Source organism: Streptomyces sp. G7(2002) (genome assembly GCF_028870195.1).
Lineage (GTDB): Bacteria > Actinomycetota > Actinomycetes > Streptomycetales > Streptomycetaceae > Streptomyces > Streptomyces nigrescens.
The window spans coordinates 3358903-3385625 of the sequence record NZ_CP102609.1; the positions used below are offsets into that span (position 1 = coordinate 3358903).

Consider the following 26723-nt stretch of genomic DNA (forward strand, 5'->3'; position numbering starts at 1 on the left):
GGCGCGGGCGCCGGAAGAGATCCGGGCCCGGGCCCCGGCTCGGGCGCGGACGCCGGCTCGGGCGCGGGCGCGGACGCCGTGGCCGAGGTGTTCGCCGCGCTGGCGGACCCGACCCGGCGCCGGATACTCGACGCCCTCGCCGCACACGGCGAGGCGACCGCCACCGTCCTGGCGGCGGAACTGCCGGTCAGCCGCCAAGCGATCGTCAAACATCTGGGTGTCCTGGACCGAGCCGGTCTGGTCGCCGGTCACCGGGAGGGCAGGGAGGCCCGTTACCGGGTCATACCGGAACGGCTGGGGGTCACCGCCCGGTGGATGGACCGGGTGGCCGCCGCATGGGACACCCGCCTCTCGGCGATCAAGCGCCTCGCCGAAGGGGAGTGACCGCTCGCTTCGCCAAAGGGAGTGACCACTCGCTTCGCCGAAGGGGAGTGGCCACTCGCCTCGCCGAAGGGGAGTGGCCACGGCCGGTGCGACGCGGTGGCGGACGGTGTCCATGCGCGCCGCGCCCGCCTTCACCCCCGCCCCTCCGGCCCCATCCGCCCCACCACGCGGCGTAACCTGGTTGCCCCCTACGGAGGAGTGCAGGCGTGACCAGGTGGAACACCAGCCACATCCCCGACCAGACGGGCCGCTCGGCGGTCGTCACGGGCGCGAACAGCGGCATCGGCTATGTCACCGCCCGCGAACTGGCCCGTCAGGGCGCCCGCGTACTGCTGGCCTGCCGCAATGAGACGCGCGGGATCGCCGCCCTGGACCGGCTGCGCTCCGAAGTCCCCACCGCCGAGGCCGAGTTCCGGCCGCTCGACCTGGCCGATCTGTCCTCCGTACGGGACTTCGCCGCCGCCCTCGACGACTTCGACGGCGACCGCCTCGACCTGCTCATCAACAACGCGGGCGTGATGGCCCTGCCGCACCGCACCACCGCCGACGGCTTCGAGATGCAGTTCGGCACCAACCACCTCGGCCACTTCGCGCTGACCGGGCTGCTGCTGCCCAAGCTCCTCGCCACCCCCGGCGCCCGGGTCGTCACCGTCTCCAGCATGCTGCACGCCCTCGCCGACCTCGACTACAGCGACCTCAACAGCGAGCACTCCTACCGCCGCTGGATCGCCTACGCCCGCTCCAAGAGCGCCAACCTCCTCTTCGTCCACGAGCTGACCCGGCGGCTGGCCGCGGCCGGTTCGCAGGTCGTCGCGGCCGCCGCGCACCCCGGATACGCGTCCACCAATCTGCAGACCACGGGCGTCCGGATGGAGGGCCGCACCTCCGCCGAGCGGGCCATCGAGCTGGGCAACCGCCTCATCGCCCAGTCCCCGGACGGCGGCGCCCTGGGCACCCTCTGCGCGGCCACCGCCCCGCACATGCGGCCGGACTCCTTCATCGGCCCGCGCAGCGGACTGCGCGGCGCCCCCGCCCAGTCCTTCCGCGCCCCCTGGACCAAGAAGGACGCGAACGGCGAGCGCCTGTGGGCCGCCTCGGAACAACTCACCGGTGTCCGCTACGACTTCTCACGGCCCGCTGCGGCGTTCTGAACCCGCACGGCATGGAAAGATCCGGACCCGTGTACGAGCGACCTTTCCCTCCCCAGCAGCCTTCTCCGCACCCCCCGCAGCAGCCTTCTCCATACCCTCCGCAGCAGTCCTCTCCGCAGGGCCCGCCGCCTCCCTATCCGAACCCGCCGCACCCATACGGCCAGCAGCAGCCGTACCAGGGGCAACAGCACCCCTCCCAGGGCCGGCCACACCCGTACCAGGGCGCGCAGCACCCGTACCAGGGGCCACAGCAGCCGCCCCAGGGCCCTGCGCACCCGTATGCACCGCAGTCGGCTCCGCATTCCCCGTACGCTCCGCCCGCCGCGGCTCCGCGCATCCCCAACGAGGCGAACCCGATGCGCCGGCTCGGCGCGATATTCCTGGACGGGCTGCTGGCGCTGACCGCCGCCTACATCGCCCTGCGTTCCGCCGGCCACGCCGGTCTGCCCGCCCTGCAGGTCTTCTACGCCGTCGCCGGCGCGGGCTTCGGACTGTCGTTCCTCAACCATGTCCTGCTGACCCGGATCGCCGGGGCGAGCCTCGGCAAGTTCGCCGTCCGTACCCGCGTCATCCGCGAAACGGACGCCACCCGCCCGCGGCTGCCCCGGCTGTTCCGCCGCTGGCTCGGGGGCTACTTCTTCCTGGTGATCTGGATCATCGCCGCCTGCTTCGACCTGGAGGACGACCCCGAGGACTTCTGCGGGCTCCGTCTGGTCAGCTACCGCGATCTGCGGGCGGTCACCGGGGCGCCTCTCCGCTGAGCGGGCGGTCACCGGCCCCCTCCGCTGAACGGGCGGTCACCGGGGCACCTCCGCCGAGCGGGTGGTGGTGCGGCGGCGGGCCGGTATGCGTACGCGTCAAGAACCCGTGAAGAACGACCCGTTGCCCGCCAAGGTGCCGCCAAGGCCGCGGACGGCGGCCGTCGCACCCCGCACGCTGGCCTGGTCCCGCACGGTGCGCACGGAGGTACGACGAACGATGGCGAAGGTTTCCCAGCCCGACGGTCGGCCGGAGGAACCGCCGGATACCGCCCCCGCCACCGTCACCACCACTGCCCCCAGCGCCACCACCACCGCCACCGGCCCCGCCGGCGCCCCGGTCGCCGAACCCGACTCCCCGGCCGCCGAGCCCGACGCCCGGCACCGGCTCACCGCCCTCCAGGGCCTGGCCGCCCTCTCGCTCGACGCCATGGCGTCCGTGGCCTACGGCCCCGAGTCGATCGTGCTGGTCCTGGCCGCGGCGGGCAGCCACGGCCTCGGCTTCACGCTCCCCGTCACCCTCGCCATCGCGGTCCTGCTCGCCGTCCTGGTCGCCTCCTACCGTCAGGTGATCGCGGCCTTCCCCAACGGCGGCGGCTCCTACGCGGTGGCCAGGACCCACCTCGGCCGGCGCACCGCCCTGTTCGCCGCCGCCTCCCTCCTCCTCGACTACGTCCTGAACGTCGCCGTCTCGGTGACGGCCGGCGTCGCGGCCCTGACCTCGGCCTTCCCCGCCCTCTACGACGACCGGGTGGGGATCTGCCTGGCGGTCCTCGCCCTCATCACCGCCCTCAACCTGCGCGGCATCGTCGACTCGGCAAAGGCCTTCCTCGTCCCCACCGCCGTCTTCGTCGGCGCCATCCTGGCGATGGTCGCCGTCGGGCTCTTCCGCGCCGCGCCCGCCGCCACCGTCACCGCCGACGGACACGCCTCCGTCCTCGCCGACAACGCCACCACGGTCGGCGCCCTGCTGCTGCTCAAGGCGTTCGCGGCCGGCTGCTCGGCGCTGACCGGGGTCGAGGCGGTCGCCAACGCGGTGCCGTCCTTCCGCGCCCCGGCGGCCCGGCGCGCCCAGCGCACCGAGGTCGCGCTCGGCGTCCTGCTGGGCATGATGCTGATCGGGCTGTCCGTCCTCATCGGCCGCTTCCACCTCCAGCCGGTCGAGGGCGTCACCGTCCTCGCCCAGCTCGCGGACGCCTCGTTCGGCCACCACGCGGCGTTCTACGTCGTCCAGTTCGCCACCATGGTGCTGCTGGCCCTCGCCGCGAACACCTCCTTCGGCGGTCTGCCCGTCCTGATGGGCCTGCTGGCCCGGGACAACTACCTCCCGCACGTCTTCGGCCTGAAGGCGGACCGTCAGGTGCACCGCCACGGTGTACTGGCGCTGGCCGCCGTCGCCGCCGCGCTGCTCATCTTCTCCGGCGGCGACATGAACACCCTCGTCCCGCTGTTCGCCCTCGGTGTCTTCGTCGGCTTCACCGTCTGCCAGATCGGCATGGTCCGGCACTGGCGGCGTGAACGCTCCCCGAGGTGGCGCGGCAAGGCCCTGCTGAACGGCTTCGGTGCCCTGCTCACCGGCGTCTCGGCGGTCGTCGTCACCGCCACCAAATTCAGTGAGGGCGCCTGGCTGATCCTCGTCGCCCTGCCCCTCCTCGTCCTCACCTTCGAGGCGGTCCACCGCGCCTACGCCCGGATCGGCACACGCCTGGGCCTGGGCCGCCTCCCCGAACCGCCGCGTCGCGCCCCCTCCCTGGTCGTCGTCCCCGTCTCGCACCTGTCCCGGCTCACCGCCGAGGCGCTGAACGCGGCGGTGTCCCTCGGCGACGAGGTGGTCGCGGTCACCGTCACCCACGACACCCCCGAGGACCGCCCGGCCACCGAGGCACTCCGCCGCGACTGGGAACTCTGGAGCCCCGGCGTCGAGCTCCTCGAACTGCCCTCGGCCACCCGCTCCCTCGGCCGCCCCATTGCCGCCTACGTCACCGGCCTGACCGCCCGCCGTCCCGGCACCCGCATCACCGTGCTGATCCCGGAGGCCGAACCCGCGCACCTCTGGCAGCGCCTGCTCCAGAACCAGCGCGGGGCGGTCGTCGCGCACGCGGTCCGCCGGGACACCGACGCGGTGATCTGCCGACTGCGGTTCCGCCTGACGCCGCCCGCTCGCATGTGGTGACGGCCAGTTGGCGGTGGGGGCCTCTACCGTGACGACATGGACGCCATCACCACGGATATGGATTTCGACGACCATTGCGCCGAAATCGTCCACCAGGCCGACCTGCTGAGCACCGGCCTCGACGAGGGCACCCGGCTGACGGCCTCCGTGCCCTCCTGCCCCGACTGGAACCTCGCCCAGCTGCTCCGGCATCTGGGCGAGGCCCACCGCTGGGTCGAGGAGCTCGTCCGGACCCGGGCGACCGAACCCCCGCCCGACACCGCGCTCCGGCACCTCCCCCGCGACACCACCGAGACCCCGGCCGCGCTCGCCGCCTGGCTGACCGAGGGCGCCCGGCTCCTCGCCGGCACCCTCCGCAACGCGGGCCCCGGCGCCCGTATCTGGACCCCGCTCCCCTCCGGCTCCCCACGCTTCTTCGCCCGCCGTATGGCCCACGAGACGGTCATGCACCGGGCCGACGCCACTCTGACCCTCGGCACGGACTTCACCGTCGACCAGCGGGTCGCCCTCGACTGCCTCGACGAGTGGATGGAACTCGGCTCCCTGCCCGAGATGTTCGACTACCACCCCGACCGGCGCGATCTCCTCGGCCCCGGCCGCACCCTCCACTTCCACGCCACGGACACCCCACCGGAAGCGGCCGCCGACTGGCTCGTCGACCTCACCGGCACCACCCTCGCCTGGCGCCGCACCCAGGAACCGGCCGCCGTCTCCGTCCGCGCACCCCTGACAGACCTCTTGCTCCTCATCTACGGCCGCGCCCCCAGCGACAACGGGTCCTACGACATCACCGGCGACGCGGAACTGCTGGAATTCTGGCTGTCGCGGGTGCTGTTCGGGTGAGCGCTTGCGGAGGGGCGGGGGCGGTGAAGGGGCGATGCGGCGGAGGGGGTGCGTCCGGTGCGGGGCCAGCCTCCTGGCTTCCTGGCTTCCTGGGCTCCTGGCCTCCTGGCTTCCTTGGCTCCTGGCTTCCTTGACGTGAACCGACCGGGCCGCCACGGCGTGAGTTAGGTTGACCGTCATCCGCGTGTCCAGCATCAAGGAGTCAGAACATGACCGATTCCGATCAGTCGGGCAGCGTCCCGGGCCTGCCTCCCACCCCGCCCCCGCTCCCCCCGCAGACCGGACCGCAGACCGTTCCGGCGAACGCGGACGAGGCGCTGGAGATCGGCCGGGAGCACTACCCCGAGGTCGGCTCACCCGGCGGCCCTTCCGGCCTGTTCGTCCATGAATTCGACATCGGCTACCTGATCCACGCGAGCTGGCCGCCCGCCGAGGACCCCACCGCCCCTCCCGCGAATCCCGGAGGAAGCAACGTCGTGATCTCCAAAGCCGACGGCGAGGTGTCGTTCCTGCCCAACTTCCCCCCGGAGGAAGCGGTCGAGCTCTACCACCGCCTCCGCGGCGGGCGGACTTCCTGAGGCCTCCGGGCCGCATCTCCTTCGCCCCACGCGGAGCCAGAGTCTCACCAGTAGCACCTGGTGGGTTGTCAACCTCGGCGGTTAAGCTTTGGCTTGAATATCTCGTTGGGTAACGAGTAGAACGCGGGGGATGTCATGGCTGGCGCCGGTGGATTCCAGACCGACGTGGAGAGCCTCAAGGCTGAGGGCACGAACTTCGTCAAGCTCGGTGAGGACTTCTATTCCTCGGTGGCGCGGCTGATGGACGGCCTGCATGCGCTGGGGGCGGGGCCGCCCAGCAACGGGCAGGAGAAGGCTCCGCCGGAGAAGTCGTTCGGCGAGCAGTTCATGAGCGGTCTGACGACGTTCGCCAGCAAGGACGGGGCTCCGCCGTGGGGCGATGACGAGATCGGCGAGAAGTTCGGTGTCGTCTACGAAGGCGTGCGCGACGGCATGAACGAGTCGATGGGCCATCTCTCCGCCCAGCTCCAGAAAATCGGCAAGGCGCTGACCTCGATGTCCAAGAACCATGCGGAGAACGAGGAGTTCAACGACTCGCTGATCAAGCAGCACGTCGAGAACAAGCAGGCGTGGCGGGACCCGACCGTCGACGACACGGTCCGCACGTCCATCACGCCCGCGAAGCACTGAGGCCACCGGCCGGTTCCGGGGATTTCCACACAGCGGGCCTTCCGCAGCGGCCTTCCGCGCGGCCCGCGCCTGCAACACGTCTAGAAGCACTTTTCACGGGGGAGCTCCATCTTGTCTGTCATGCTGCCGGATCCTCTTGAGTGGGTCCTGGACATGCTCGGCTTCAACTGGCCGCATGCGGACGAAGACAAGTTGATGGAATGTGCGCAGGTCTGGCGCAATTTCGCGGCGGAGGTACAGGGGCACCAGGCCCGGGGCGCCAGTTATGCAGGCAATGTGCTCGCGGAGAACTCCGGCGATGCCATCGAGGGCTTCAGCAAGGCGTGGGAGAAGTTCTCCGGCGGTTCGGGGTATCTGAACGACGCGGCGCAGGCGGCCGAGGTCATTGCCTTCACGTTCGAGGCCGCCGCCGTGCTGGTCATCGGCATGAAGGTGGCCGTGATTGTCCAGTTGGCGATTCTGGCCGCGGAAATCATCGCGGCGCAGGTCGCGGCCCCCTTCACCCTCGGACTGTCCGAAATAGCCGGCGCGGCCGCCACGCTGGCCACGCGTGAAATGGTCCGCAGGATCCTCAAGGAGGTCGCCAAGCAGCTGCTTGACGCGATCATGGAGGCCGCCAAGGAGCCGGTGATCTCCGCGCTGGAGGCCATGGCGTCCGACCTCATCGCCCAGACCGTCAACCAGAACTTCGGCGCCCAGAACGGCTACAACCTCGGCCGCACCGCCAAGGAGGGCCAGAAGGCCGCCACCGACGCCCTCAAGAACACCGGCGAATCCCTCGGCGAAAGCCTCCGCGACGGCGCAGGCGGCCGCGCCGGACGCCACGCCCGCAACGGCCTGGACAGCGCGGCGGGGCACGGCAGCGACGGCAGCGACTCCACGGACAGCGGCAGCGACGGGGGCTCCAGCGGGTCGGAGAGCGGGTCGGGGAGCAGGTCCGGGAGTGGGTCCGGTAGCGGGTCGGGGTCAGGCACTGGCTCCGGCAGCGGGTCCGATGGCGGCGGTTCCGGAAGCGGTTCCGACGGGGGCAGCTCCGGAAACACCTCAGGCACCGGCTCGGGGACGGACGCGGGGGCCGGCTCGGACGGCGGCTCCGACGGGGGCGGTTCCGGCAGCACCTCCGGTGACTCCGGCGGCGGCAGCAGCACGGGCAACGGCAACCGCGGCGGCTCGGACTCCGGTGGCTCCACCAGCCACACCCCCCGCGCCTCGGACAACACGGGCGCCGGCAGCACGGACGCCGGCAGGGCCTCTAACACGGACTCGGGCACAAACTCGGGGACGAACTCGGGCACAAACTCGGGGACGGGCACGGGCACCAACCCGAGCTCCTCCGCCGACGGTTCTTCCCACGGCTCGGACCCCTCGCGCAGCGTCCCCGAGGCACAGCCCCTCCCGCCGCCGGACCAGCGCTCCCCCTTCGACGAGGGCTACTCCGGCAGCAACGACAGCCCGTACGGGACGTCCCCCACCCCCGACTCGGGGCCCACCCCCGACTCCGGACACACTCCCGAATCGGGGCCCACCCCGGACACCTCCCGCCCGGACCCCGACTCGATCAGCACCCAGCCCACCCCCGACAACACCCCCGACGCCGCCCGTCCCGACCCTGACTCGATCAGCACCCAACCGGCGCCCGACAACACCCCGGACGCGGTACGCCCTGACGCGGACTCGATCAGCACCCAGCCCGCACCGGACAACACCCCCGACGCCGCCCGCCCGGACACGGACTCGATCAGCACCCAGCCGGCGCCCGACAACACCCCGGACGCGGTACGCCCTGACGCGGACTCGATCAGCACCCAGCCCGCACCGGACAACACCCCCGACGCCGCCCGCCCGGACACGGACTCGATCAGCACCCAGCCGGCCCACGACAACACCCCGGACGCGGCACGCCCCGCCCCCGCCCCGGACTCCGTCAGCACCCAGCCGGCACCGGACCAGTCCCCCCAACAGGGCGGCCCTTCACACCCCGACGCACCCCAGTCGGCACCGACTCCCTCGCCGAGCCCGGACCCCGTAGCCGGCAACCCGCCCTCGTACGGCGACAACTCGTCCGACGCGGGCAGCAACGGCACCTCCAACGGGGACAACTCCGCCACCGGCAGCGGCCGCGCCTCGATGCCGCACGTCGGCACACCATCGCAGGGCGCCCCCGTACAGCACACCCCGTCGTCCGGCCAGCCCATCCAGCAGCGTGACCCCGCTCCCGGCGACCCCATGCCCACGGTGGACGGCCCCGACGACACCGCCGTCACCACCCAGTCCGCGGGCACCGCAACGCTCCCCCCGCCCACCCAGCACACCGCCGACACCGGCGCCCCCGCCACCCCCACCCCGCCACAGGCGGCGCAGCAGAACACCCCCCAGGCCAACGGCCCGATGACGATGGGCCCCATGCCACCCCAGGGGGCCGGGACCGGTACGACCACCACCCCCCGCGGCGGCACCCCGCCCCACACCAACGGCAACGGAAACGGAAACGGAAACGGCAACGCTTCCGCTCGCTCCAACCGTCGCCCCGACGGCTCCCAGGCGATCCACGACGCCAGCCAGCAGCCCACACCGGACCGCCCCGCCTACAACCCCCGCCTCGACGGGCCGCGCCGGGAAGAGACGTCCCGGCCCTACAACCCGCGGCTGGACGGCCCCCGTCGCGACGCCCCCTCCACACCGCCCGGCGACAACCGACGCCCGGACGGCTCACAGATCATCCAGGACCACACCCAGCAGCCGAGCCCCGAGCGCCCCCCGCACAACCCCCGCCTCGACGGTCCCGCCCGCGACACCGAGCCCGGCCCCGACCAGAACAACACCCCCCGGCCGGACGCCGCCACGCCCCACCAGAACGACAACCACCAGCAGGCCCCCGCCGACCCGAGCGGAGCCACCACTCATCCGGACGCGGCGCAGCAATCCGACTCTCCCCGCACGGACCGACCTCAGCCCGAGGGCCCCCAGACCCCGGCACACCCGGACGCCCAGAACCCCGGCGCACCAAACCCCAACTCCCCCCACCCGCACCAGCAGCCGCCAATTCAGCAGCAGCAGCAGCCGTACTCACAACAGCAGACCCCCCAGCAACAACCCCTGCAACACCCTCAGCAAAGCCACCAGCAACAACCCACGCTGCAGAGCCACACACCGCCTCAGCAGCACTCGCAGCAGCACCCACAGCAGCAGGCACCCCAGCAGCCACACCCCCAGCACCAGCCGCCGCAGCAGCAGCCGGCGCCGCACCACCAGAACCCCAACCAGGACCAGGCCCCCCACCAGACCCAGCCCACCCCGGACCAGCAGCCTCAGCAGCAGGCGCCGGTCCCACAGCCCGCGAACCTGCAGAGTCACACCGATGTCCGGATCGGCCTCAACGTCCAGCCGGGCGGCCTGTATTCACCGTTCCCCCACGACCAGCAGGCGCTGGCGGCGAGCTTCCCGCGGAACCCGGACGGCACCCCGCGGCCGTTCAACGACCCGTTCCAGCCCTGGGCCCAGCTCCAGAACGACGGTGGCCACACCGTGGTCGGCCGGTCCAACAACTGCGCCGACTGCACCCGCTCCTTCATGGAGTCCTGGTACGGCAACCCACAGGTGTCCGCGCCACGCACCTACGACCCGGACGGCAAGGGCGGCATCGACCGCAATTCCGGTGAACGAAACGGCACCGCCAACATCCAGCAGTACGCGGGCACCGAGTTCCGTAATTCCGGACCGAACTCCAAGGACGGCTACGCCCGAATAGCCGACGAGCTCCGCCAGGCCGGCCATGGCGCAGCGGCAGCGGTGCTGGTCACCTGGCCGAAGAAGCCCAACGGCGATCCCGGCGGCGCGCACGTCTTCAACGCCGTCAACCACAACGGCCGGGTCATTTGGGTCGACAGCCAGACCGGCACGGTCAGCGAACAACCGATCAACACCAGCGCCGAGAACGTCTGGCACCTCGTCCTCGACGCCGACCGCAAGCCCTTCGACCCCGCCACAGCCCAAACCCAGACCCCACAGCAACAAACCCCCCAACCCCAGCCCCAAAACCAACAGCAGCAAGCACAGGCCCAGGCACAGCAGGCGCAAGCGCAGCAGCAGGCCCCGTACGCACAGCAGCCGGGCCCGCAGCAGCCCAACCCGTACCAGCAGCCGACCCCACAGCAGCAGCCCCACCAGCAGTACCAGCCGGGTCCCTACAACCCGCAGCCCCACCAACAGCAGAGCCCGTCCACCCAGCAGCCCAACCCGTACCAGCAACAGCCCGGCCCGCACACACAGCCGTACCAGCAGCAGAGCCCGTACGCGCAACAGGCCAACCCCTACGCTCAGCCTCAGCCGAACCCGTACGCCCAGCAGCAGCCAGGTCCCCACGCACAGCAGCAGCCCCATCCGTACACCCAGCCACCGCACCAGCAGCCCCAGAACCACAACCCGTACCTGCAGCCGTCCCCGCAGAATCCGCAGAATCCGCAACACCCAACGCACCCGGCAGCAGCACCGGAGACCGTCAGCGGCTCACCGGACTCCGTGCAGCCCCACGACCGCACCCAGCCGGACGCGGGCGACACCGCCCTGCGACCTGGCACGGAGTCACGCCGGCCCGCCCAAACCCCGGACTCCGACCCCCAGGTACCGGCAGAGCCAGGTGCTTCCGGCGATCACGGTGTCGACGGTGACGCCGACCACTCCTCTCGGCCTGAGTACACCTCTCAGGACCAGAACGCCGATGCCTCTTCCCCCGATTCGGAAGAGCACAACGACACCGACACCCCGCCCTCCGGACAGCCGCCTGCCGACGCCGGGGATTACCACCAACCGAGCTTCGAGGACATCCGCAACGAGCTCCTGGAGGGCGAGGGCGGGCTCGTCCTGCCCGATTCCCACGACCAGCAAGCGCTCGAGGATGCCGTACCACGCGACGAGGACGGCTATTTCCAGCGGTTCCCCGACCCCTACGGTGACTGGGCAGATCTCCAGAACGACGGCGGCCAGTCCGTACCGGGCCGCGACGACAACTGCGCCGACTGCAGCCGCTCGTACCTGGAAACCTGGTACGGAAACCCGCAGGTATCCGCGCCCCGCATGCAAGACGGCGACTTCGGTGAGAGGGACGGCGAGGACAACATCCAGCGCTGGCTCGGTGCAGAATTTCAGCACGCGGGCGACGATGCCCTGGCGTACTCGCGGGTCGCGGAGGACCTGCGTAACGCCGGGCACGGAGCCGCAGCCATCGTCTGGGTCGGGTACGTCGACGACGACGGAGACCCTTACTCGTCCCACCTCTTCAACGCGGTCAACTACCACGGCTCTGTCGTCTGGGTGGACACCCAGTCGCGCGAGGTAATGAACCGGCCGATCAACACAGCGGATGTGGGCGAGGTCTGGCACCTCCCCCTGGACGCGGAGGCACAGCCGCTCTATCCCCCGAGCGACTCGGAGTCGGATGCTTCGGAGCCGGGCGCCGCGCCCGCCGAGAGGGACGATGCCGCGTCCTACCCAGATCCCGGGGGCCACCGACAGGATCAGCCGGCCCCGTCGGACAACCACGATGCCGACCCCTCACATGCTGTGTCGGCCGCGGCGCCGGACGACCAACCCGAACCCTCGCATTCGGCCTCGGAGTCGCGTCCCCGGACGGAGCCCGGCGGAATCGTCGATCCCGACCCGGAGCACCAAAGGGATCTTGAGAACAGGATCCCCCGGACCCCAGAAGGCACCGCCCAGCGCCATCCGGACCCGAACGAGGGGGACTGGACGGACTTCATCAACCAGCCTGGTTCCGATGCCCCGGGGCGCAGCAACAACTGTGTCGACGTGGCCCTGTCCGCAGCTGACACATATGCAGGCGCACCGACCGCGGCCGGAGCTCGCACACCTGACCTCACTGCTGATGGCGTCGCGTCCGATCGCGGTGAAACGGGCGGCCGCGACCGCATGGAGAACGCCCTCGGAGCCCGCTTCACGGACTTCGGCAACGGCCGCCAGGCCTTCAACGGCATCGAGAACGCTCTTCGCCAGTCCGGGCACGGCTCCCAGGCCGTTATCGTGACCCAGCACTCCGACGGCCGTGCTCACGCCTGGAACGTGGTCAACCACAACGGCAGAATCACCTATATCGATGCCCAAACGGGCCGCCGCAGCGACAAGCCGCTTCACAGCGGCGAGCACGGCGTATTCGCAGTCCCCTTGGACAGCAACCGCAAGCCCATTCAGGTTGTCCCCTCTGCCGGCACCAGTGCACAGCACGACCGGCAAAGTGCCTCTCCGGCCCAAGCGGGGCGCCGCCCGTCGGAGAATCCTGCCGGCACCGTTGATGAATCAACCGAGCAGGACGGACAGACCCAGCCCAAGAGCAAGTACCGAGAACCCGGCATGCCGGACGGGCAACCGGTCAATCACCTGCCGGAGAATGTCCGGGTGCTGCCCGATGAGGGCCAGCAACTGCTGCGGGACAACCTCGACGTCTACGAGACAGATATGCAGGCTGTCTACGACAGCGTGCGCGACTGGGTCGATGACGGAAGCATCGAAGCTCTCATCCAGCACCTGACCCCCGATGAGGCCGAATCGCCCCCGGAGGAGGGTGACTCCACCCCGGAGGACGGAGCCACCGAAGCCGGCCCGGAGAAGCCTCCGAGGTTCACTCTGACGTCAGAGGAGCTCGGGCAAAGGCTCGACGGCTTTGCGGACATGGACGCCGGGCAGCGCGGAGCGGTGGTGTCGATCATCGCCCGTTTGAGTCTCTCCTTTCATGAAAGCCATGCGGTCGGCGTTTCCCCGTACCCCGTCGAACGGCCGTACAAATGGAAAGAGGACCCGAATCGCCCGGCTCCACTGCGACGCGATGTGCGGCGCCAGACCAACGACGCGAAATCCGGGGAAGAAGAAGACTCCCGCGGCGTGAAGCAGCACCGCAAGGCCAACTTCATGGAGGCAAAAGACTTCGCCGGAAATGTACGCAAGCATCTTCTCGCGGAGCTCGTGGATGCCGGCCGACCGGCATCAGACCTCAAGAACGCATCCGAAGGTGACGGCGCCGGCAACACTCGACCGGACTTCAGTGGCCGCAATTATGCGGTGATTGAGGTGTACGACCCGAATTCGCAGAAGACGAATTACATCGTTGACAGCTCCATTCCCCCCGGTGAAAAGGGCGTCAGCACCGCGCACTCCGAACCTCATCTGGTTGGCTACGTGAAGCGACTGAATGAGGCACGGGGCACCGACACCAGTCAACACATACAGATACGCGCCATGTTCACGGAGCGAGAACCTTGCGGAACGGTGAAGGGAGCGGGCCATGCCGAGTGCTCCCCCTACCTGGTCCAGCACTCCGAGGGGACTACCGTGCACTACGCCACGACATATCGAAGTGGCCCGTGGGTGGCGGATCCGGATCCGAACGGAATCCAGACCCGGACCAAGGCTCAGATCAAGACAATGGTTGACGCCGAGTTCCAGGATCACCTCAACGAAGTCGGCGAAATCTGGCTTTCGTTGCGCGACGCCCAGCGAAAGAACGGAACAGGCGCGGACGACTGATAGGCAGATTCACTGACCCTGGCTCCAATGACACGCAAATTCCCGTCTAGTAGGGTATGTCCATGACCGATGCACGCGATGCGGAACTCCATGCCTCCGCCAGTCGACTTCTGAATGGTTTGACGGCATCGGGCCGCGCCGGTGACGTCTTCTTCGTGGCCGGCCCTCCTGCTGCCGGGAAGAGTCGCACACTGGAGCTGGTCCGTCGGCGCATGCCCGAAGCAGCACTTATCGATTGCGTCGGGCTGCGCGCCGATGAAGTGATCCTTCAGGTATTGGACGTGTGCGGGGTTCAGCGTCCGCATTCAGTCGCCAAAGAGAACCTTGATGCGCTGGTGAAGGGCATCCGCGGCGATCACACCGTCCTGCTGACGAACGTGCAATGGGCAGGCACCCTGCGTACCACTGATGAACCAGGACGCATCAGGCGCGCGGCTTTCCGGATGGGCAGGGCGAAGCGGTCTCGCATCCGCTTGGCGCTGGAGACCGCCGAGCCGCAGCCGGGGCAGGCCGATGAGCCGCCCCAGCTCATCCGCCTGGGATCCGGAAACCTCTTCAGTGCCCCTGAAGGACTGGCTCCCGAGATCCAGGCCCTGGCCTTGGCGGAATACCCCGTGGTACCCGTCCAGGCATGGAGCATCCTGTGTGAAAGCATGGGCCTGACCACCGCGCCCGCAGACCTTCAGGAATTCCCGGATCTATATCCCGATCTGCTGAAGTGGGTGCCGAATGACGCGATTGCCGGTCCTGGTGTGGCTTTCACCCACGAAGGGCTTGCACACGCATTGCGCCTCTCCCAGCACCCGGATGCCGGCGAAGCGCACGCGATGGTCCGGGAGTTGCTGAGCGATCGGCTCATAGTGCACACGCATCCGCACGGCTGGGCGGACGGCGGCCCATTGGCTCGTTACGCAGCTCACGGCCTGCTGGGACATGCCGCAGCATCCGGCAGTCTGCAAGAAGTGCTGGAGGACCGCAGGGTACTTGCTCTCCTGGATCCGAGTTCGGTCATGGAGGCGTATCGTGCCGCCTTCGGCCGGGATATCCCGCCGGACACCATGGCTGCGAGCCTGCGCTATGGGGAGCTGTCCGGCATGGAACCCATGCGCCAAGGCGAGTGGGCGGCCTGGCTGCACCATTTCGCCGTCACCCATGGAGATCAGGAGGCCGCAGACGCGGTACTGGCCTCCGAAGTGGCCCTGGAATGGCAGACATTGTGGTCTGACCTGCGTCCGACCGGTGCCTTCCTCGGGGAGGGACTCACGCACCACCCGACCGGTATCACCAGCCTCAGCGCCACCGAACACACAGTTACCGCGACCAACGAATTGCTCGGAACCTCGTGGGCGTGGGGGCTTCGCTCAGGTCGGCCACACGAATCGGCCGATACGAGTGCCCAAGCACTGGAAGCACGACGCATGGTCAATACGTCACGTGGCTGGCGCCCGGCCCCTGGCGAACCCCAGGGTGCGTTCATTCCCCGCTGCCCCAGGGACATTCGCGCGGCAGTACGGATCGGGGACATTGCCGTGCTGGGTGGAGACCGCGGAGTGTTCGCCGTAGAAATCCTCGAAAAGGAACCAGAGCACGAAGTGTCGCCCTGGCATGGCGCACCCTTGCTGGATGCGTACGAGCGCGAAGTCGCCACGCGTCCGCTCCCCGAAGCCTTCCGGGACCCGTCAGCGACGGAACTGTCCGAGGTGTTCGGGAATGATTCGGTGTTCCGGCCGACCGAGTCAGAAATCCCCGAAAGCCTGCACGGCACGGAAGCGGCTCAGTGGCTCATCGAGCACGGCCTGCCCATCGTGGAGCTCCTTACCCTGAACACACGCGGTCTGCGCACCCAGGGGCTTCGAGAGGTTCCACCGCCCGACGAGCTAGAGGTTCCTTCACACCGGCGCACCGGGCCCTACTTCGCGTTGGGAGATCTCCTCGGCGGCGACTTGATCCTGGACGGTGGAACCGGGCAGGTGCTGTGCACATCCGGTGCCGTGGAAGATCAGCTGTCGGGCAGCAGCCTGCGGCAATTCGTGGCCATGTTCCATCTGGTGGGGCGATATCACCTATTGCTCTCCGAGTCACTCACCGTAGACAAGCTCGAGGCGGCTGCCGAGCTGCAGTCATGGATCCTCGAGATTGACCCTGCGACTGCCCCCGGAGAGGTCTGGGAAACTTTGCTCAACGACCCGGAAATCGAGCCGTAGGTCTCCCCGTCATGCCTGGCGTTGGCTTCCCCAGCATGGCACGAGCTGAATACAGCGAGGAAAATACATGACAGATCCGAGTTCTTCGACGCCCGATCGACCGCTGCCGACAAGCGCCGAGGATGCCCTGGAAATCGCCCGCATGACATACTCCCCGGTCTGGCCGGATGGGACCCCGGCTCCCCTCAAGGTCCTCGAGTTCGACATCGGATACCTCGTCTATCCGAAGCTCCCGCCCCATCCTCGGACGACGTCGACGGGGGAGAGACGGCGCCCAAGGAACCCCGGCGGAACCTGCGTCGTGGTCTCCAAGGACACCGGTGAAGTCAGCAGCGTCTCCCTGCGGCCACCGTCGGACGCCATTGCGTTGTATCGCAAGTTCTACCGGCCGGACACGCTCTAGGCCTGCCGGGTCGCACATCCTCGTGACCAAGGACACCGGCGAAAGCGTCACCGTGCCCAACCTCCCCACGGAGACAGTCATCGCCCATTACCGGCAGCAGCGTCAGTGCCCCGCGTAGGCAGGCACAATCCGTCCGGTGGTCACGGCCGTACGCCCGCACGATTCCCACCGGTTGGAAGCCGACCTTGCGATAGCTGCGGATGGCGGCGGTGTTGGCGGCCGCCGGGTCGATAGTCAGGCGGTGGTGGCCGCGTTCGTGCCGTACTGCCGCACAGGGCGCAGTAACCCCTGCACAGTCGACACGGCCCCCGGGCAGCACGAGCCAAGGACGCCGGTGTGGCGCCGCCCCAGATAACCCCCTGACGTCGATGGGAGTGCACGTTCGTGGAGTCATCTCCAACTGCCCTTGCGGAGCTCGAAGCTTGGCTCGGTGAGCCTCGACGCAAAGGCGGCGTGCTCGTATTGCGCGGTGCCGGCGATTCCGGTGCCGGGCCGGTACTCGACGACGTCCGTCGACGTGTGCCCGACGCCGTTTTCGTCGATTGTCTCCATCTGAGTGCCGAGGAAGTGGCTCTTCACGTACTGCTCGGCCTAGGGGTGAATCCGGAGGCCGCTCACGAACGGCGAGCGAGTCTCTGGAGTGCGCAAGGGCTCATCAACCGCGATGCGGTCGTGCTGCTGGCCAACGCCCAATGGGCCGGGCCCACGGTCACCTCGACAGAGCCCGGGCGGGTGCTCCGTCTGGTCGCGGAACGCTTCGGGCGCGATGACCGCCGGTGTCTGCGCATCGTGGTGGAAGGGGATGCCGAGCGTGCACGTATCCCCCATCGCCGGCACGTGCAGGAAGTCTTGATAAGTGACGGCGACGAGTCGGCCGGCGCGGGAACTCATGCGGGAACTCATCAAGAGGCCATTGCTGTGTCTCAGCACCGTGCCGTTCAGCGCCTCGCTGCGGCCGAGGCACCCGGGGTTGCCTTTCCTGTGTGGTCAGCGCTCTGTGAGGCTTTGGGTCACCACACAGAAGAGGAGGAGCTGCGCTCGCTCGTCGCCCAATACCCGGACCAGCTGGCGGTAGACGCCGCCGATGACGGCACCGAGAGCGTTTCTTTCACCACACCGGCGGTGCGGTCAATTGCTCGCGAGACAAGCGCCCTCTCCCCCATGGATCAGCAGGACCTTTTCCATTACCTCTCCGCACACGCGGGCCCACCCGAGCTGGCTCGGTATGCCGCTCAGGCCCTCCCCGTGCACGCGGCGCTCGGCGGTTGCCTTGAGGAACTGCTGGGCAATGGGGAGATGCTTGCCCGGACGGAACGCTACGGGCTGCTGCAGGGACTGGCCGCGGCCTGGCCGGCGGGTGTGCCACAAGGCACTGTCGCGATGGATATTCACTATCTGGAAACACAGCGAGTTGATCCCGTATCGACCGGCGAGTGGGTTTCCTGGTTGCACTGGGCGGCAGTGAACCGTGGGCGGCGCGATGTCGCAGACGGACTCGCGAACGCCGGCATCGATTTGCCCTGGCAGACACTCTGGTCCCATCAGCGGCCGTACGGCGTATTCGGTCCGGTGGAAGGGGAAGTGGGACGCGTCGACCAGGTGCGCGTGGAGCGCAGGGAGGAGGTGCCGGTAGCTGTCATGAGGCGGGTCGTCCAGTACGACGACATGGGCGGGCCGTTGGACGAGGAATACGTGGAGCGTGTCTTCGCTCTCGATGACGGCACGGAAGTGGGCACGGAAAGGGTCGTACGGATTCCGCACACCCAGGACACCCCCAGGCCGGCGGAGTTCCAGGAGGACACAGCGCTACCGGCGCCCAGGACTCCCGACGCCAACAGAAGCATCAGGTCTGCCGGACCAGGCCGCTGGGTAATCGGCGGACAAGGCGGGCTGTACGCGGTGGACGTAGCGGCCTCGGCCGGTGGAAACGCAGGAGTATGGGGTGGCGGCCCCTACCTCGGACCTGTCACAAAGGCGGCCACATGGCAGTGTCCCGAAGAGGCGCTTACCGATGATGCCCCTTCTCAAGCATGGCTGGAGAGGGCTTTCGGTACCGGAAGTTGCCGGACCATGAGTGCCACCGAACTACCCGACGGCCTCCGCAATCCCACGGCCCGGGAGTTCTTGAGCACGACCGGTCTGCCGTACCTGAACGGACAGACCCCCTTCTTCTCCTCACTCCCCCTGGACGAACAGGGCCTCCCGGATTTCGAATGGCCAGAAGATGCCCCGGACCCAGAGGCGGATGGCCCCTTCTATCGGATCGGCTCGTGGATGGGAGGAGCCGTGGTACTGGACGGATCGAGCGGAGCAGTCCTCCAGGACACGGAGAGCGGTTACTCCACAGTCCTCTTGGCCAGCAGCCTTCCGCAATTCGCCACGGTGCTACGGCTCTACTGCGAGTACCGCACCAGTTGGCTGCCCACCCTCGCTGAAGCCGCGGACGCCCGGTGGAGCCTCAGGGAATGGGCGGAGGAAATCGACGACGCCACGGAAACCGGGGATCACTGGGACGAGGTCTTCGAAGGCAAATTGGACAACCTCGGCTCATATTGACGGCCGCCCGGCCTCAGCACCCTTGAAAGAAACACCAGCCGGTTGCCCTCAGGACCTCCGCGGCGATGTCCCTGACGGATCGGCCGTCGGTGGCTACCCGAATGGTGTCGTCGGAGACCCTTTCATCCAAGAGCCGGGCCTTGTACGCACTGCTCTTGCGTTCCCGTTCGAGCTCCGATCCGATCTCACGGGCCGCCAGCCGCTCGTGGGTGGTGGAGTCGGAGGCGCTGAGGAGGACCCGTACGGTCCGGGTGTCTGCCCCTATGGCTCGCTCGAAGAGGCCGGCGCTCTCAGGAAGCACAGACACGGTGTTGGTGTAGATGAGGCGGCGATAGCCGAGTTGGTGGTAATTAGCCCATATCGCGCTGAGGTTGCGTTCGGTGATCTGAGAGCGGTGCGGGTCTCCGTCCGGGGCCGGATGCACCTGGCCCATGAAATCGCCCTCGATGATGGCGTGCGGAACGGACGCGGCCCGCAACTGATCCGAAACCTCCCAGCCGACCGTGGACTTGCCAACACCTGCCCTGCCGCCAATAAGCAGTAATTCTGTGCGGTTCATGGCGACATGATGACAGCCGGCTCACGACGAGCCCGGAAGATGAGGAGGGATCACGTGCCTGAGCCGGAGAGCACCGCGCCGACAACCCCAGAAGAAGCGCTGACCATAGCCCGCCCCCACTTTCACCCCCGCTGTCGCGACGGCTCCCCTGCCTCCCTGCACGTCCGGGAATTCGACCTCGGCTACCTGATCTACGCCACGTTCCCGCCCACCGAGCCTCGTTCGTTCGGTGGCAGCCACCTTGTCGTGTCCAAAGTTGACGGGGCACTGACCTTCGTTCCCAACTTCCCGCCGGAGTCCGCGATCGCCCTCTACCGCAGGCGCCACCACCCCAACCCCTGACGGCTGCCGGCCCCGCATCTCCTCAGGTCAGCTCGTCCGCCAGCAGATCCATCAGCAGCCCGTCCGCCCAGCCGCCCGTCCGGTGGTCGCGTCCGTAGGCCCGCATGATTCCGACGGGTTGGAAGCCGACCTTGCGGTAGCTGCGGATGGCGGCGGTGTTGGCGGCGGCCGGGTCGATGGTCAGGCGGTGGTGGCCGCGTTCGTGGATCAGCCAATGGGCGAGTGTGCGGACGGCGTCCGTGCCGAGGCCCTGGCCGTGCCGGCGCGCCGTGAGGAAGATGTCGATGCTCGCGTGCCGGAATTCGGGGTCGGTTTCCTCGGAGAACTGGATCGCCCCGATGACCTCGTCGTGGCAGAGGATGGCGAGCATGTCCCGGTAGTCGTCGGGCGCCGACCACCACGCCGCGACCTCCGGTTCCCGGACGATGCGGTCGAGGGTGGTGATGTCCGTAGCTGTCGTCGGCCGCAGTACAACCGCCGCCCCGTGCAGTTCCCCCACTTCACCGCCCGGTTGCTGTTGTCGGTCGTCGCCGCTGTCCGAGTACATCTACGCATTGTCCTGCGCGGGCAGGTTCGGGCAGGCGACCGTAGTCCGCATTCGGTCAAAAGGTGCGGTCAAGATGGGTGCGGCCGTATGCAGGAGCAGGTGCCCAGAGGGCCGAACCGGGGTGCGGCCGCGGGCAGTGGGGCAGCCGCCCAACCACCCAGCCACCCACCCCGGCCCCCGTTTCGCAGAGACGCAATGCACCCGTCACGCCCATACGGCAGCATGGACGGTCGCACCGTCGGTGATCGACCATCATCGGGACGTGACGAGCGCAGGGGGCGATGTGCCATGGCGGAGATCGACAGGCGGCGGCTGCTGGCGGCCGGTGGCGGGGTTGCCCTCGCGGCGGGGCTGGCGACGGCGTGTGGTTCCAACTCCGGGCGGGGCGGGGGTGGTTCGGGGCCGGAGATCAGCCAGTGGTACCACCAGTACGGGGAGCCGGGGACCGAGCGGGCCGTGAAGCGGTATGCCGCCGCGTACCGGAAGGCGAACGTCGCGGTGCAGTGGCGGCCGGGTGATTACGACCGGCAGACGGCGGCGGCGCTGCTCACCGACTCGGGGCCGGATGTCTTCGAGGTCAACGGGCCGCTGCTGGACCAGATCCAGGGCGGGCAGGTGGCCGATCTGACGGAGGTCGTGGAGCCGGTCAAGGACGACTTCAACCAGGCCGTGCTGGCGCCGAAGATCTGGCAGGACAAGATCTGGGGCATCCCGCAGGTCGTGGACACGCAGGTGCTCTATTACCGCAAGAGCCTGCTCAAGGAGGCCGGGGTCCGGCCGCCGGAGACTCTCGATGAGCTGGTGGACGGGGCGAAGAAGCTCAGCGACAGGAAGACCAAGGGGCTGTTCCTGGGGAATGACGGCGGGGTCGGGGTGCTCGGCGGGACGCCGCTGTTCGCCGCCGGGCTGAGTCTGATCAGTGAGGACGGCAAGGTCGGGTTCGACGATCCGGCCGCGGCGCGGGCGCTCGGGAAGATCCGGCAGCTGTACGCGGACAAGTCGTTGCTGCTGGGGGCGCCCACGGACTGGTCCGATCCGGCCGCGTTCGTCCAGGGGCTGACCGCGATGCAGTGGTCGGGGCTGTGGGCGCTGCCGCAGATCAAGAAGGCGCTCGGGGACGACTTCGGGGTGCTGCCGTTCCCGAAGGACGGAAGCGGCGGAAAGCCTACCGTTCCGGTGGGCGCTTATGGCTCCGCGGTCAGTGCGCGGAGCAGGCGCAAGGCGGCGGCCACGGCCTTCGCGAAGTGGCTGTGGGTGGACCGCACCGACTTCCAGCAGGACTTCGCGCTGTCGTACGGCTTCCACATCCCGGCACGGATCTCGCTGGCGAAGAAGGCCGAGCAGCTGCGGGAGGGGCCGGCGGCGGACGCGGTCCGGTTCGCGACCGATCACGGCTATGCCGAACCGCTGTTGTGGACGACCGCGGACCGTACCGCCTACCAGGACGCGCTGAGCCGGATCATCAAGGACGGCGCCAACCCGGAGAGTGAGCTGAAGACCGTGGTGCGCAAGGTCAACGCCGAGCTGCAGCGGGTCAAGAAGAAGGTCAGGAAGACGTGACCCAGGGAGTGGCCGATGACGTACGGGGGCCCGCGGCCGCGGCGCCGCCCGCCCCCGAGCGTCCCTCGCTCGGTGCCCGGCTGCTCGGGCCGCAGCGGCGGAATCTGTGGTTCTGGGCCTTTGTCGGGCCGTTCGCCGTCGGGCTGGGGCTGTTCACCTATGTGCCGTTGGCGTGGAGCGTCTACCTGAGCTTCTTCGACGCGCACAACACGGTGAGTCCGTCCGGCGCGGATTTCGTCGGGCTGGGCAACTACACGGCGATGGTGACCAACGAGGCGTTCCTCGGCAGCCTCGGCACCTTCGCGCTGTTCACCGTCTTCATCGTGCCGGCCACCTACGCCCTCTCGCTGGCGCTGGCGCTGATGGTCAACCGGCTGCGCTTCGCCCAGGCATTCTTCCGGTCGGTGTTCTTCCTGCCGACGGCCTGCTCGTATGTCGTCGCCGCGGTGATCTGGAAGCTGTCGATCTTCAACGGGGTGCGGTTCGGGCTGGCCAACACCGTGCTGGGGTGGTTCGGGGCGGACCAGACCGCCTGGCTGTCGACGACCGATCCGCCCTGGTACTGGCTGGTCATCGTGACCGTACGGCTGTGGCTGCAGGCCGGGTTCTACATGATCCTCTTCCTGGCCGGGCTGCAGCGGATCTCGCCGCAGCTGTACGAGGCGGCGGCGGTGGACGGTGCGCGTCCCGGCTGGCAGGTCTTCCGCCACATCACCTTTCCGCAGTTGCGCGCCACGTCGGTGGCGGTGGTGCTGCTGCTGGTGATCAATGCGTTCCAGGCGTTCGACGAGTTCTACAACCTGCTGAGCGATGCGCGGGGCTATCCGCCGTACGCCCGGCCGCCGTTGGTCTATCTCTACTACACGGCGCTCGGCCGGGATCAGAACCTCGGGCTGGGCAGTGCGGGCGCGGTGATCCTGGCGCTGATCATCGCGGTGGCGACGGTGGTGCAGGCCCGCTGGTTCGGCCTCGGCCGCAAGGAGGAGTGAGCGGGATGGACGACGCACTGACCAGGGTCGGGCGGGCGCTGCGGGTGGTGCTGCTGGTCGCGCTGGCGCTGCTGTTCCTGGTGCCGTTCTTCCTGCTGGTGCGGAACGGGCTGGCGACCGAGCAGGACATCACCGCGCCCGACTGGACGTTCTTCCCGCGGGTGCTCCAGTGGTCGAACCTCACCGAGGTCTTCCAGGACCCGAACCTGCCGCTGGGGCGGGCGCTGCTCAACTCCACGCTGATCGCGGTGTCGACGACGGCCGGTACGGTGCTGCTCGCCTCGCTCGCGGGGTACGGCCTGGCCCGGATTCCGTACCGGCACGCCAACATCGTCTTCTACGCGATCCTGGGGACGCTGATGGTCCCGGCGGCCGTGACGTTCGTGCCGAGCTTTGTGCTGGTGTCCTCGCTCGGGTGGATCTCCACCCTGCGCGGGCTGGTCATTCCGACGCTGTTCAGCGCGTTCGCCTGCTTCATCTTCCGGCAGTACTTCCTGGGCTTCCCCCGGGAGCTGGAGGACGCGGCGCGGGTCGACGGGCTCGGTTACTGGCGGACGTACTGGCGCATCGTGGTGCCCAACGCCCGGCCGGTCTTCGCGGCCGTCGGCACGATCGTCTTCATCGGCGCCTGGAACGCGTTCCTGTGGCCGCTGGTGATCGGGCAGGACCAGGAGGCCTGGACGGTGCAGGTGGCGCTGTCGACGTTCACCACCGCGCAGAACCTCAATCTGCACGAGCTGTTCGTGGCCGCGGCGGTCTCGATCGCCCCGCTGGTGGTGGTGTTCCTGCTGCTGCAGCGGTACATCGTCGCGGGGGTGGAGCGCAGCGGGATCGATGACTGAGGCATTGAGGACATCGACACGAGGGGGTACGGTGCGTGGCATGAGCACGCACCTGGACGTCCGTGAGGCGGAGCCGCGCTACCGCGGCCCCCACGGCGAGTGCGCGCCCCGCGGCATGAGCTTTCTGCGCCGCCGCGGCCGGGTGGGATCGCCCCCGGCCGGCTGTTCCTGTTCCCGTTCCTGTCAGTCCTGACCGCTCCGTGCGCCTGCCCTGACGGCTCCGCGGGTCTGTCTGACCGCTCCGCGCGCGTGTCCTGACGGCTCCGCGCGCTGACGCCCGGCGGACGTGGCCCCACCCCCACGGCCGCGTCGGCCCCGGCCGCCCCGGCCGCCCCGGCGGTTCCCGCCCTCCCCCTCACGGCTCCCCCATGCCTCCCCTTCTCGCCCTCCAGGAGGACCAGTTGACGACCCTTGCCGATTCCGCGGCTCCCCGCACCCCCGCCCTGCGACCCCACCGCATTCCCGCCGACGGGCTGTACGAAGGGCCCCGCATCCTGCGCCGGACCCCCGACGGGGCGGACGTCCGGCCCTACGAGCGCTTCGAGGCCGTACCGCAGGCGGCCACCATCGGGGCCGAAATCCGTGGGCTGGACCTGTCCCGGCCACTGTCCGGGGAGCTGCGTGCGGAGCTGAACCGGGCGCTGCTGGAGTGGAAGGTGCTGTTCTTCCGCGGGCAGCGGCTGAGCTCCCGGGAGCAGCGGGAATTCGCCAAGAATTGGGGCGAGCTGGAGTCCAATCCGCTGCTGGCACGGGGCGATTCGAAGGACGTGGTGCGGTTCGACAAGGCGGCCGGCGGGGTCGCGACGTTCGAGAATGTATGGCACACGGATGTGACGTTCCGGGAACGCCCGGCGATGGGCGCGGTGTTGCAGCTGCGTGAGGTGCCGCCCGCGGGCGGGGACACGATGTGGGCCGATATGGCCGCGGCATACGACAATTTGCCGCCGGAAATCCGGACACGGATCAATGGGGCGCGGGCGGTGCACGACTATCTCCCGGGCTTCGCGCGCTTCTACTCCCCCGCTCAACTGGCGCCATTTCAGGAGGAGTTCCCTCCGGTCGAGCACCCGGTGGTGCGCCGGCACCCGGAGACGGGGCGGCGGGTGCTGTTCGTCAACGCGTCCTTCACCACCCACATCGTGGGTCTCGCCCAGGAGGAGAGCGACCGGCTGCTGCGGCTGCTGTTCCAGCAGGCGCAGGTGCCGGAGTTCCAGGTGCGCTGGCGCTGGCAGGCGGGGGACCTCGCGTTCTGGGACAACCGCGCCACCCAGCACTATGCGGTGAACGACTACGGGACGCACCGCCGGGTCGCCGAACGGGTCGCCATCGCGGGCGACCGCCCCTACTGACCGCGGGCCCGGCGCCGCCGACGGGAGTCCGGACGCCCCACGCACCTGCGGCGGGCGGCCGGGCGCACCCGGCGCCCGGCACGGCGTCTCCGGCGCGCCCGCCGGCGCCCGCGGCGCTGCTCACCGGAGCCGCTCGTACGCCGCCTCCTCCGCCGGGCGCGCGCCGCGCAGCAGGGCCGCGCCCAGCGGGGTGAGCGTGTGCAGCACCGCGTTGCCCTGCCGCAGGGTGAGCAGCAGTCCGGCGTCGCGGAGCACCGTCGCGTGCTGGCTGGCGGAGGCCAGCGAGACATCGGCGCGACGGGCGAGTTCGCTGGTGGTGCAGCCGACGCCGATCCGCTGGAGTATCGCCGAGCGGGTCTGGCCGACCAGCCGGCCCAGCGAGCGCTCCGGCGGCACCTGGGGCGTGAGCCGGGGCGCGGGGTGCTCCACGGGATAGACCAGGACGGGCGTCAGCTCCGGGTTGTGGAAGGTGACGGGGGTGCGGCGGCAGAAGTACGACGGCAGCAGCAACAGCCCCCGGCCGTTGAGGTGGAGATCCCGGTCCACGGGATAGTCGGCCTCCAGGACCGGCGGGCGCCAGCGCATCATCGGCGAGAGCGAGGCGAGCAGCTGGTCCGCGCCGCCGTCGAGCAGCGCCCGGCCACGGGCCGCCCGGTCGGCCTCTATGCGGCCCTGGACGCGCGGCCAGTACGGGGCGACGGCCGCCTCGTAATAGCGCTGGAGTATCCCGGCGAGCCGGCCGAGGGCCCGGGTGTCGCCGTCGGCCATCGCCCGTATCCATGACGGGAACGGGCGGGCGGCCGTGGAGAGCCGGGCGAGCTCGGCGCCCAGCCGGGCGGCGGGCGTCTCCCGCAGGGCGGCGAGCGCGTCGGTCATCCCGAGGAGCCCTTCGGCGGGCGTCAGGAAATCGGGAAAATAGCCGCGCGTGGGCACCAGCGGCGCCAGCAGCCGCGCTTCGCCATTCAACCTTCCACGTGTTTCCGATCGCCATTTGCCGAACGCCGAATCGTCCCGTCTGTCACGTAGCCGATGAAAGCTTAAGACGGTCTCCCACAGTGCGTCCGGGCGTGCCGCAATGCGCACACGGGCCAGATCGAGTCCACTGAAATGGACGCGTAACACCGAACCCCCACCCCTGGTTTCCTCAGTCGGCCCCCGGCACGCCTGAGTATGCACGCCAACACGTGCGGTCACCATGCCCTTTTGGCCAGACTTGAAAGTAGTCGCGCCACCGGGCGGCCGGAAGGAATGCTGTACTCAATTCAACGGCGGCGCGAACGGCCCGGGTTGCTCGATCCCGTGGGGGGTGATGGGCAAGGAAC

At 69.2% G+C, this 26723-nt stretch carries 19 protein-coding genes and 1 pseudogene; 16 read left to right on the forward strand and 4 right to left on the reverse strand.

Annotation, left to right across the window (positions count from 1 at the left end; genetic code table 11):
- Positions 1–78 precede the first annotated feature (78 nt).
- The 9 genes from NUT86_RS13915 to NUT86_RS13955 all read left to right on the forward strand — a co-directional run bounded on the left by NUT86_RS13915 (position 79) and on the right by NUT86_RS13955 (position 16254).
- Entirely contained in the window at positions 79–384 is a 306-nt protein-coding gene (locus NUT86_RS13915) for an ArsR/SmtB family transcription factor (protein WP_018088131.1), read from the forward strand.
- Positions 385–590: 206 nt separating this feature from the next.
- Positions 591–1535 carry an oxidoreductase gene (locus tag NUT86_RS13920; RefSeq protein ID WP_274735479.1) on the forward strand — a complete coding sequence of 315 codons (945 nt, stop codon included), beginning with the start codon at positions 591–593 and terminating at the stop codon, positions 1533–1535.
- Between the two features lie 356 nt (positions 1536–1891).
- On the forward strand, positions 1892–2296 hold the full coding sequence (locus NUT86_RS13925; protein WP_148593255.1) for an RDD family protein: 405 nt from the start codon (positions 1892–1894) through the stop codon (positions 2294–2296).
- Between the two features lie 217 nt (positions 2297–2513).
- Positions 2514–4466 carry an APC family permease gene (locus NUT86_RS13930; RefSeq protein WP_274735483.1) on the forward strand — a complete coding sequence of 651 codons (1953 nt, stop codon included), beginning with the start codon at positions 2514–2516 and terminating at the stop codon, positions 4464–4466.
- Positions 4467–4502: 36 nt separating this feature from the next.
- On the forward strand, positions 4503–5309 hold the full coding sequence (locus NUT86_RS13935) for a maleylpyruvate isomerase family mycothiol-dependent enzyme (protein ID WP_274735485.1): 807 nt from the start codon (positions 4503–4505) through the stop codon (positions 5307–5309).
- A gap of 209 nt (positions 5310–5518) precedes the next feature.
- A complete protein-coding gene (locus NUT86_RS13940) occupies positions 5519–5887 on the forward strand; it encodes a hypothetical protein (protein WP_018088136.1) in 369 nt (122 codons plus the stop codon).
- 135 nt (positions 5888–6022) lie between these two features.
- Positions 6023–6517, forward strand: a complete 495-nt coding sequence (locus NUT86_RS13945; RefSeq protein ID WP_018088137.1) for a hypothetical protein — start codon at positions 6023–6025, stop codon at positions 6515–6517.
- Positions 6518–6637: 120 nt separating this feature from the next.
- Positions 6638–14050: a toxin glutamine deamidase domain-containing protein gene (locus tag NUT86_RS13950; protein ID WP_274735488.1), complete on the forward strand. Its 7413-nt coding sequence runs from the start codon at positions 6638–6640 to the stop codon at positions 14048–14050.
- 62 nt (positions 14051–14112) lie between these two features.
- On the forward strand, positions 14113–16254 hold the full coding sequence (locus NUT86_RS13955) for an SUKH-4 family immunity protein (RefSeq protein WP_274735490.1): 2142 nt from the start codon (positions 14113–14115) through the stop codon (positions 16252–16254).
- A 533-nt stretch (positions 16255–16787) separates the two neighbouring features.
- On the opposite strand, the pseudogene NUT86_RS13960 reads toward NUT86_RS13955, so the two are convergent.
- A pseudogene (locus NUT86_RS13960) lies at positions 16788–16913 on the reverse strand (aminoglycoside 6'-N-acetyltransferase); the annotation flags it as partial.
- 197 nt (positions 16914–17110) lie between these two features.
- Between NUT86_RS13960 and NUT86_RS13965 the strand changes: the two are divergent.
- Positions 17111–19213 carry an SUKH-4 family immunity protein gene (locus NUT86_RS13965; protein ID WP_274735491.1) on the forward strand — a complete coding sequence of 701 codons (2103 nt, stop codon included), beginning with the start codon at positions 17111–17113 and terminating at the stop codon, positions 19211–19213.
- Between the two features lie 13 nt (positions 19214–19226).
- Here the strand turns inward: NUT86_RS13965 and NUT86_RS13970 are convergent, their stop codons facing one another.
- Positions 19227–19772 carry a hypothetical protein gene (locus NUT86_RS13970; RefSeq protein ID WP_274735493.1) on the reverse strand — a complete coding sequence of 182 codons (546 nt, stop codon included), beginning with the start codon at positions 19770–19772 and terminating at the stop codon, positions 19227–19229.
- 54 nt (positions 19773–19826) lie between these two features.
- On the opposite strand from NUT86_RS13970, the gene NUT86_RS13975 reads away from it, so the two are divergent.
- On the forward strand, positions 19827–20114 hold the full coding sequence (locus tag NUT86_RS13975) for a hypothetical protein (protein WP_274735495.1): 288 nt from the start codon (positions 19827–19829) through the stop codon (positions 20112–20114).
- Between the two features lie 22 nt (positions 20115–20136).
- On the opposite strand, the gene aac(6') is transcribed toward NUT86_RS13975, so the two are convergent.
- Complete coding sequence (aac(6'), locus tag NUT86_RS13980) at positions 20137–20661, reverse strand: aminoglycoside 6'-N-acetyltransferase (protein ID WP_274735497.1); 525 nt, start codon at positions 20659–20661, stop codon at positions 20137–20139.
- A 288-nt stretch (positions 20662–20949) separates the two neighbouring features.
- Between aac(6') and NUT86_RS13985 the strand changes: the two genes are divergently transcribed.
- The 5 genes from NUT86_RS13985 to NUT86_RS14005 all read left to right on the forward strand — a co-directional run bounded on the left by NUT86_RS13985 (position 20950) and on the right by NUT86_RS14005 (position 25401).
- Positions 20950–22221, forward strand: a complete 1272-nt coding sequence (locus tag NUT86_RS13985) for an ABC transporter substrate-binding protein (protein ID WP_274735498.1) — start codon at positions 20950–20952, stop codon at positions 22219–22221.
- Positions 22218–23210: a carbohydrate ABC transporter permease gene (locus NUT86_RS13990; RefSeq protein ID WP_018088145.1), complete on the forward strand. Its 993-nt coding sequence runs from the start codon at positions 22218–22220 to the stop codon at positions 23208–23210. The genes NUT86_RS13985 and NUT86_RS13990 overlap by 4 nt, the downstream gene beginning before the upstream one ends.
- Before the next feature lie 5 nt (positions 23211–23215).
- Positions 23216–24052, forward strand: a complete 837-nt coding sequence (locus tag NUT86_RS13995) for a carbohydrate ABC transporter permease (RefSeq protein WP_109889628.1) — start codon at positions 23216–23218, stop codon at positions 24050–24052.
- Between the two features lie 40 nt (positions 24053–24092).
- A complete protein-coding gene (locus tag NUT86_RS14000) occupies positions 24093–24245 on the forward strand; it encodes a hypothetical protein (RefSeq protein ID WP_161299288.1) in 153 nt (50 codons plus the stop codon).
- Positions 24246–24420: 175 nt separating this feature from the next.
- Positions 24421–25401, forward strand: coding sequence for a TauD/TfdA dioxygenase family protein (locus tag NUT86_RS14005; RefSeq protein WP_274735506.1), 981 nt, complete (start codon positions 24421–24423; stop codon positions 25399–25401).
- 120 nt (positions 25402–25521) lie between these two features.
- Here the strand turns inward: NUT86_RS14005 and NUT86_RS14010 are convergent, their stop codons facing one another.
- Positions 25522–26367 carry an ArsR/SmtB family transcription factor gene (locus NUT86_RS14010; RefSeq protein ID WP_018088148.1) on the reverse strand — a complete coding sequence of 282 codons (846 nt, stop codon included), beginning with the start codon at positions 26365–26367 and terminating at the stop codon, positions 25522–25524.
- Between the last annotated feature and the right edge of the window lie 356 nt (positions 26368–26723).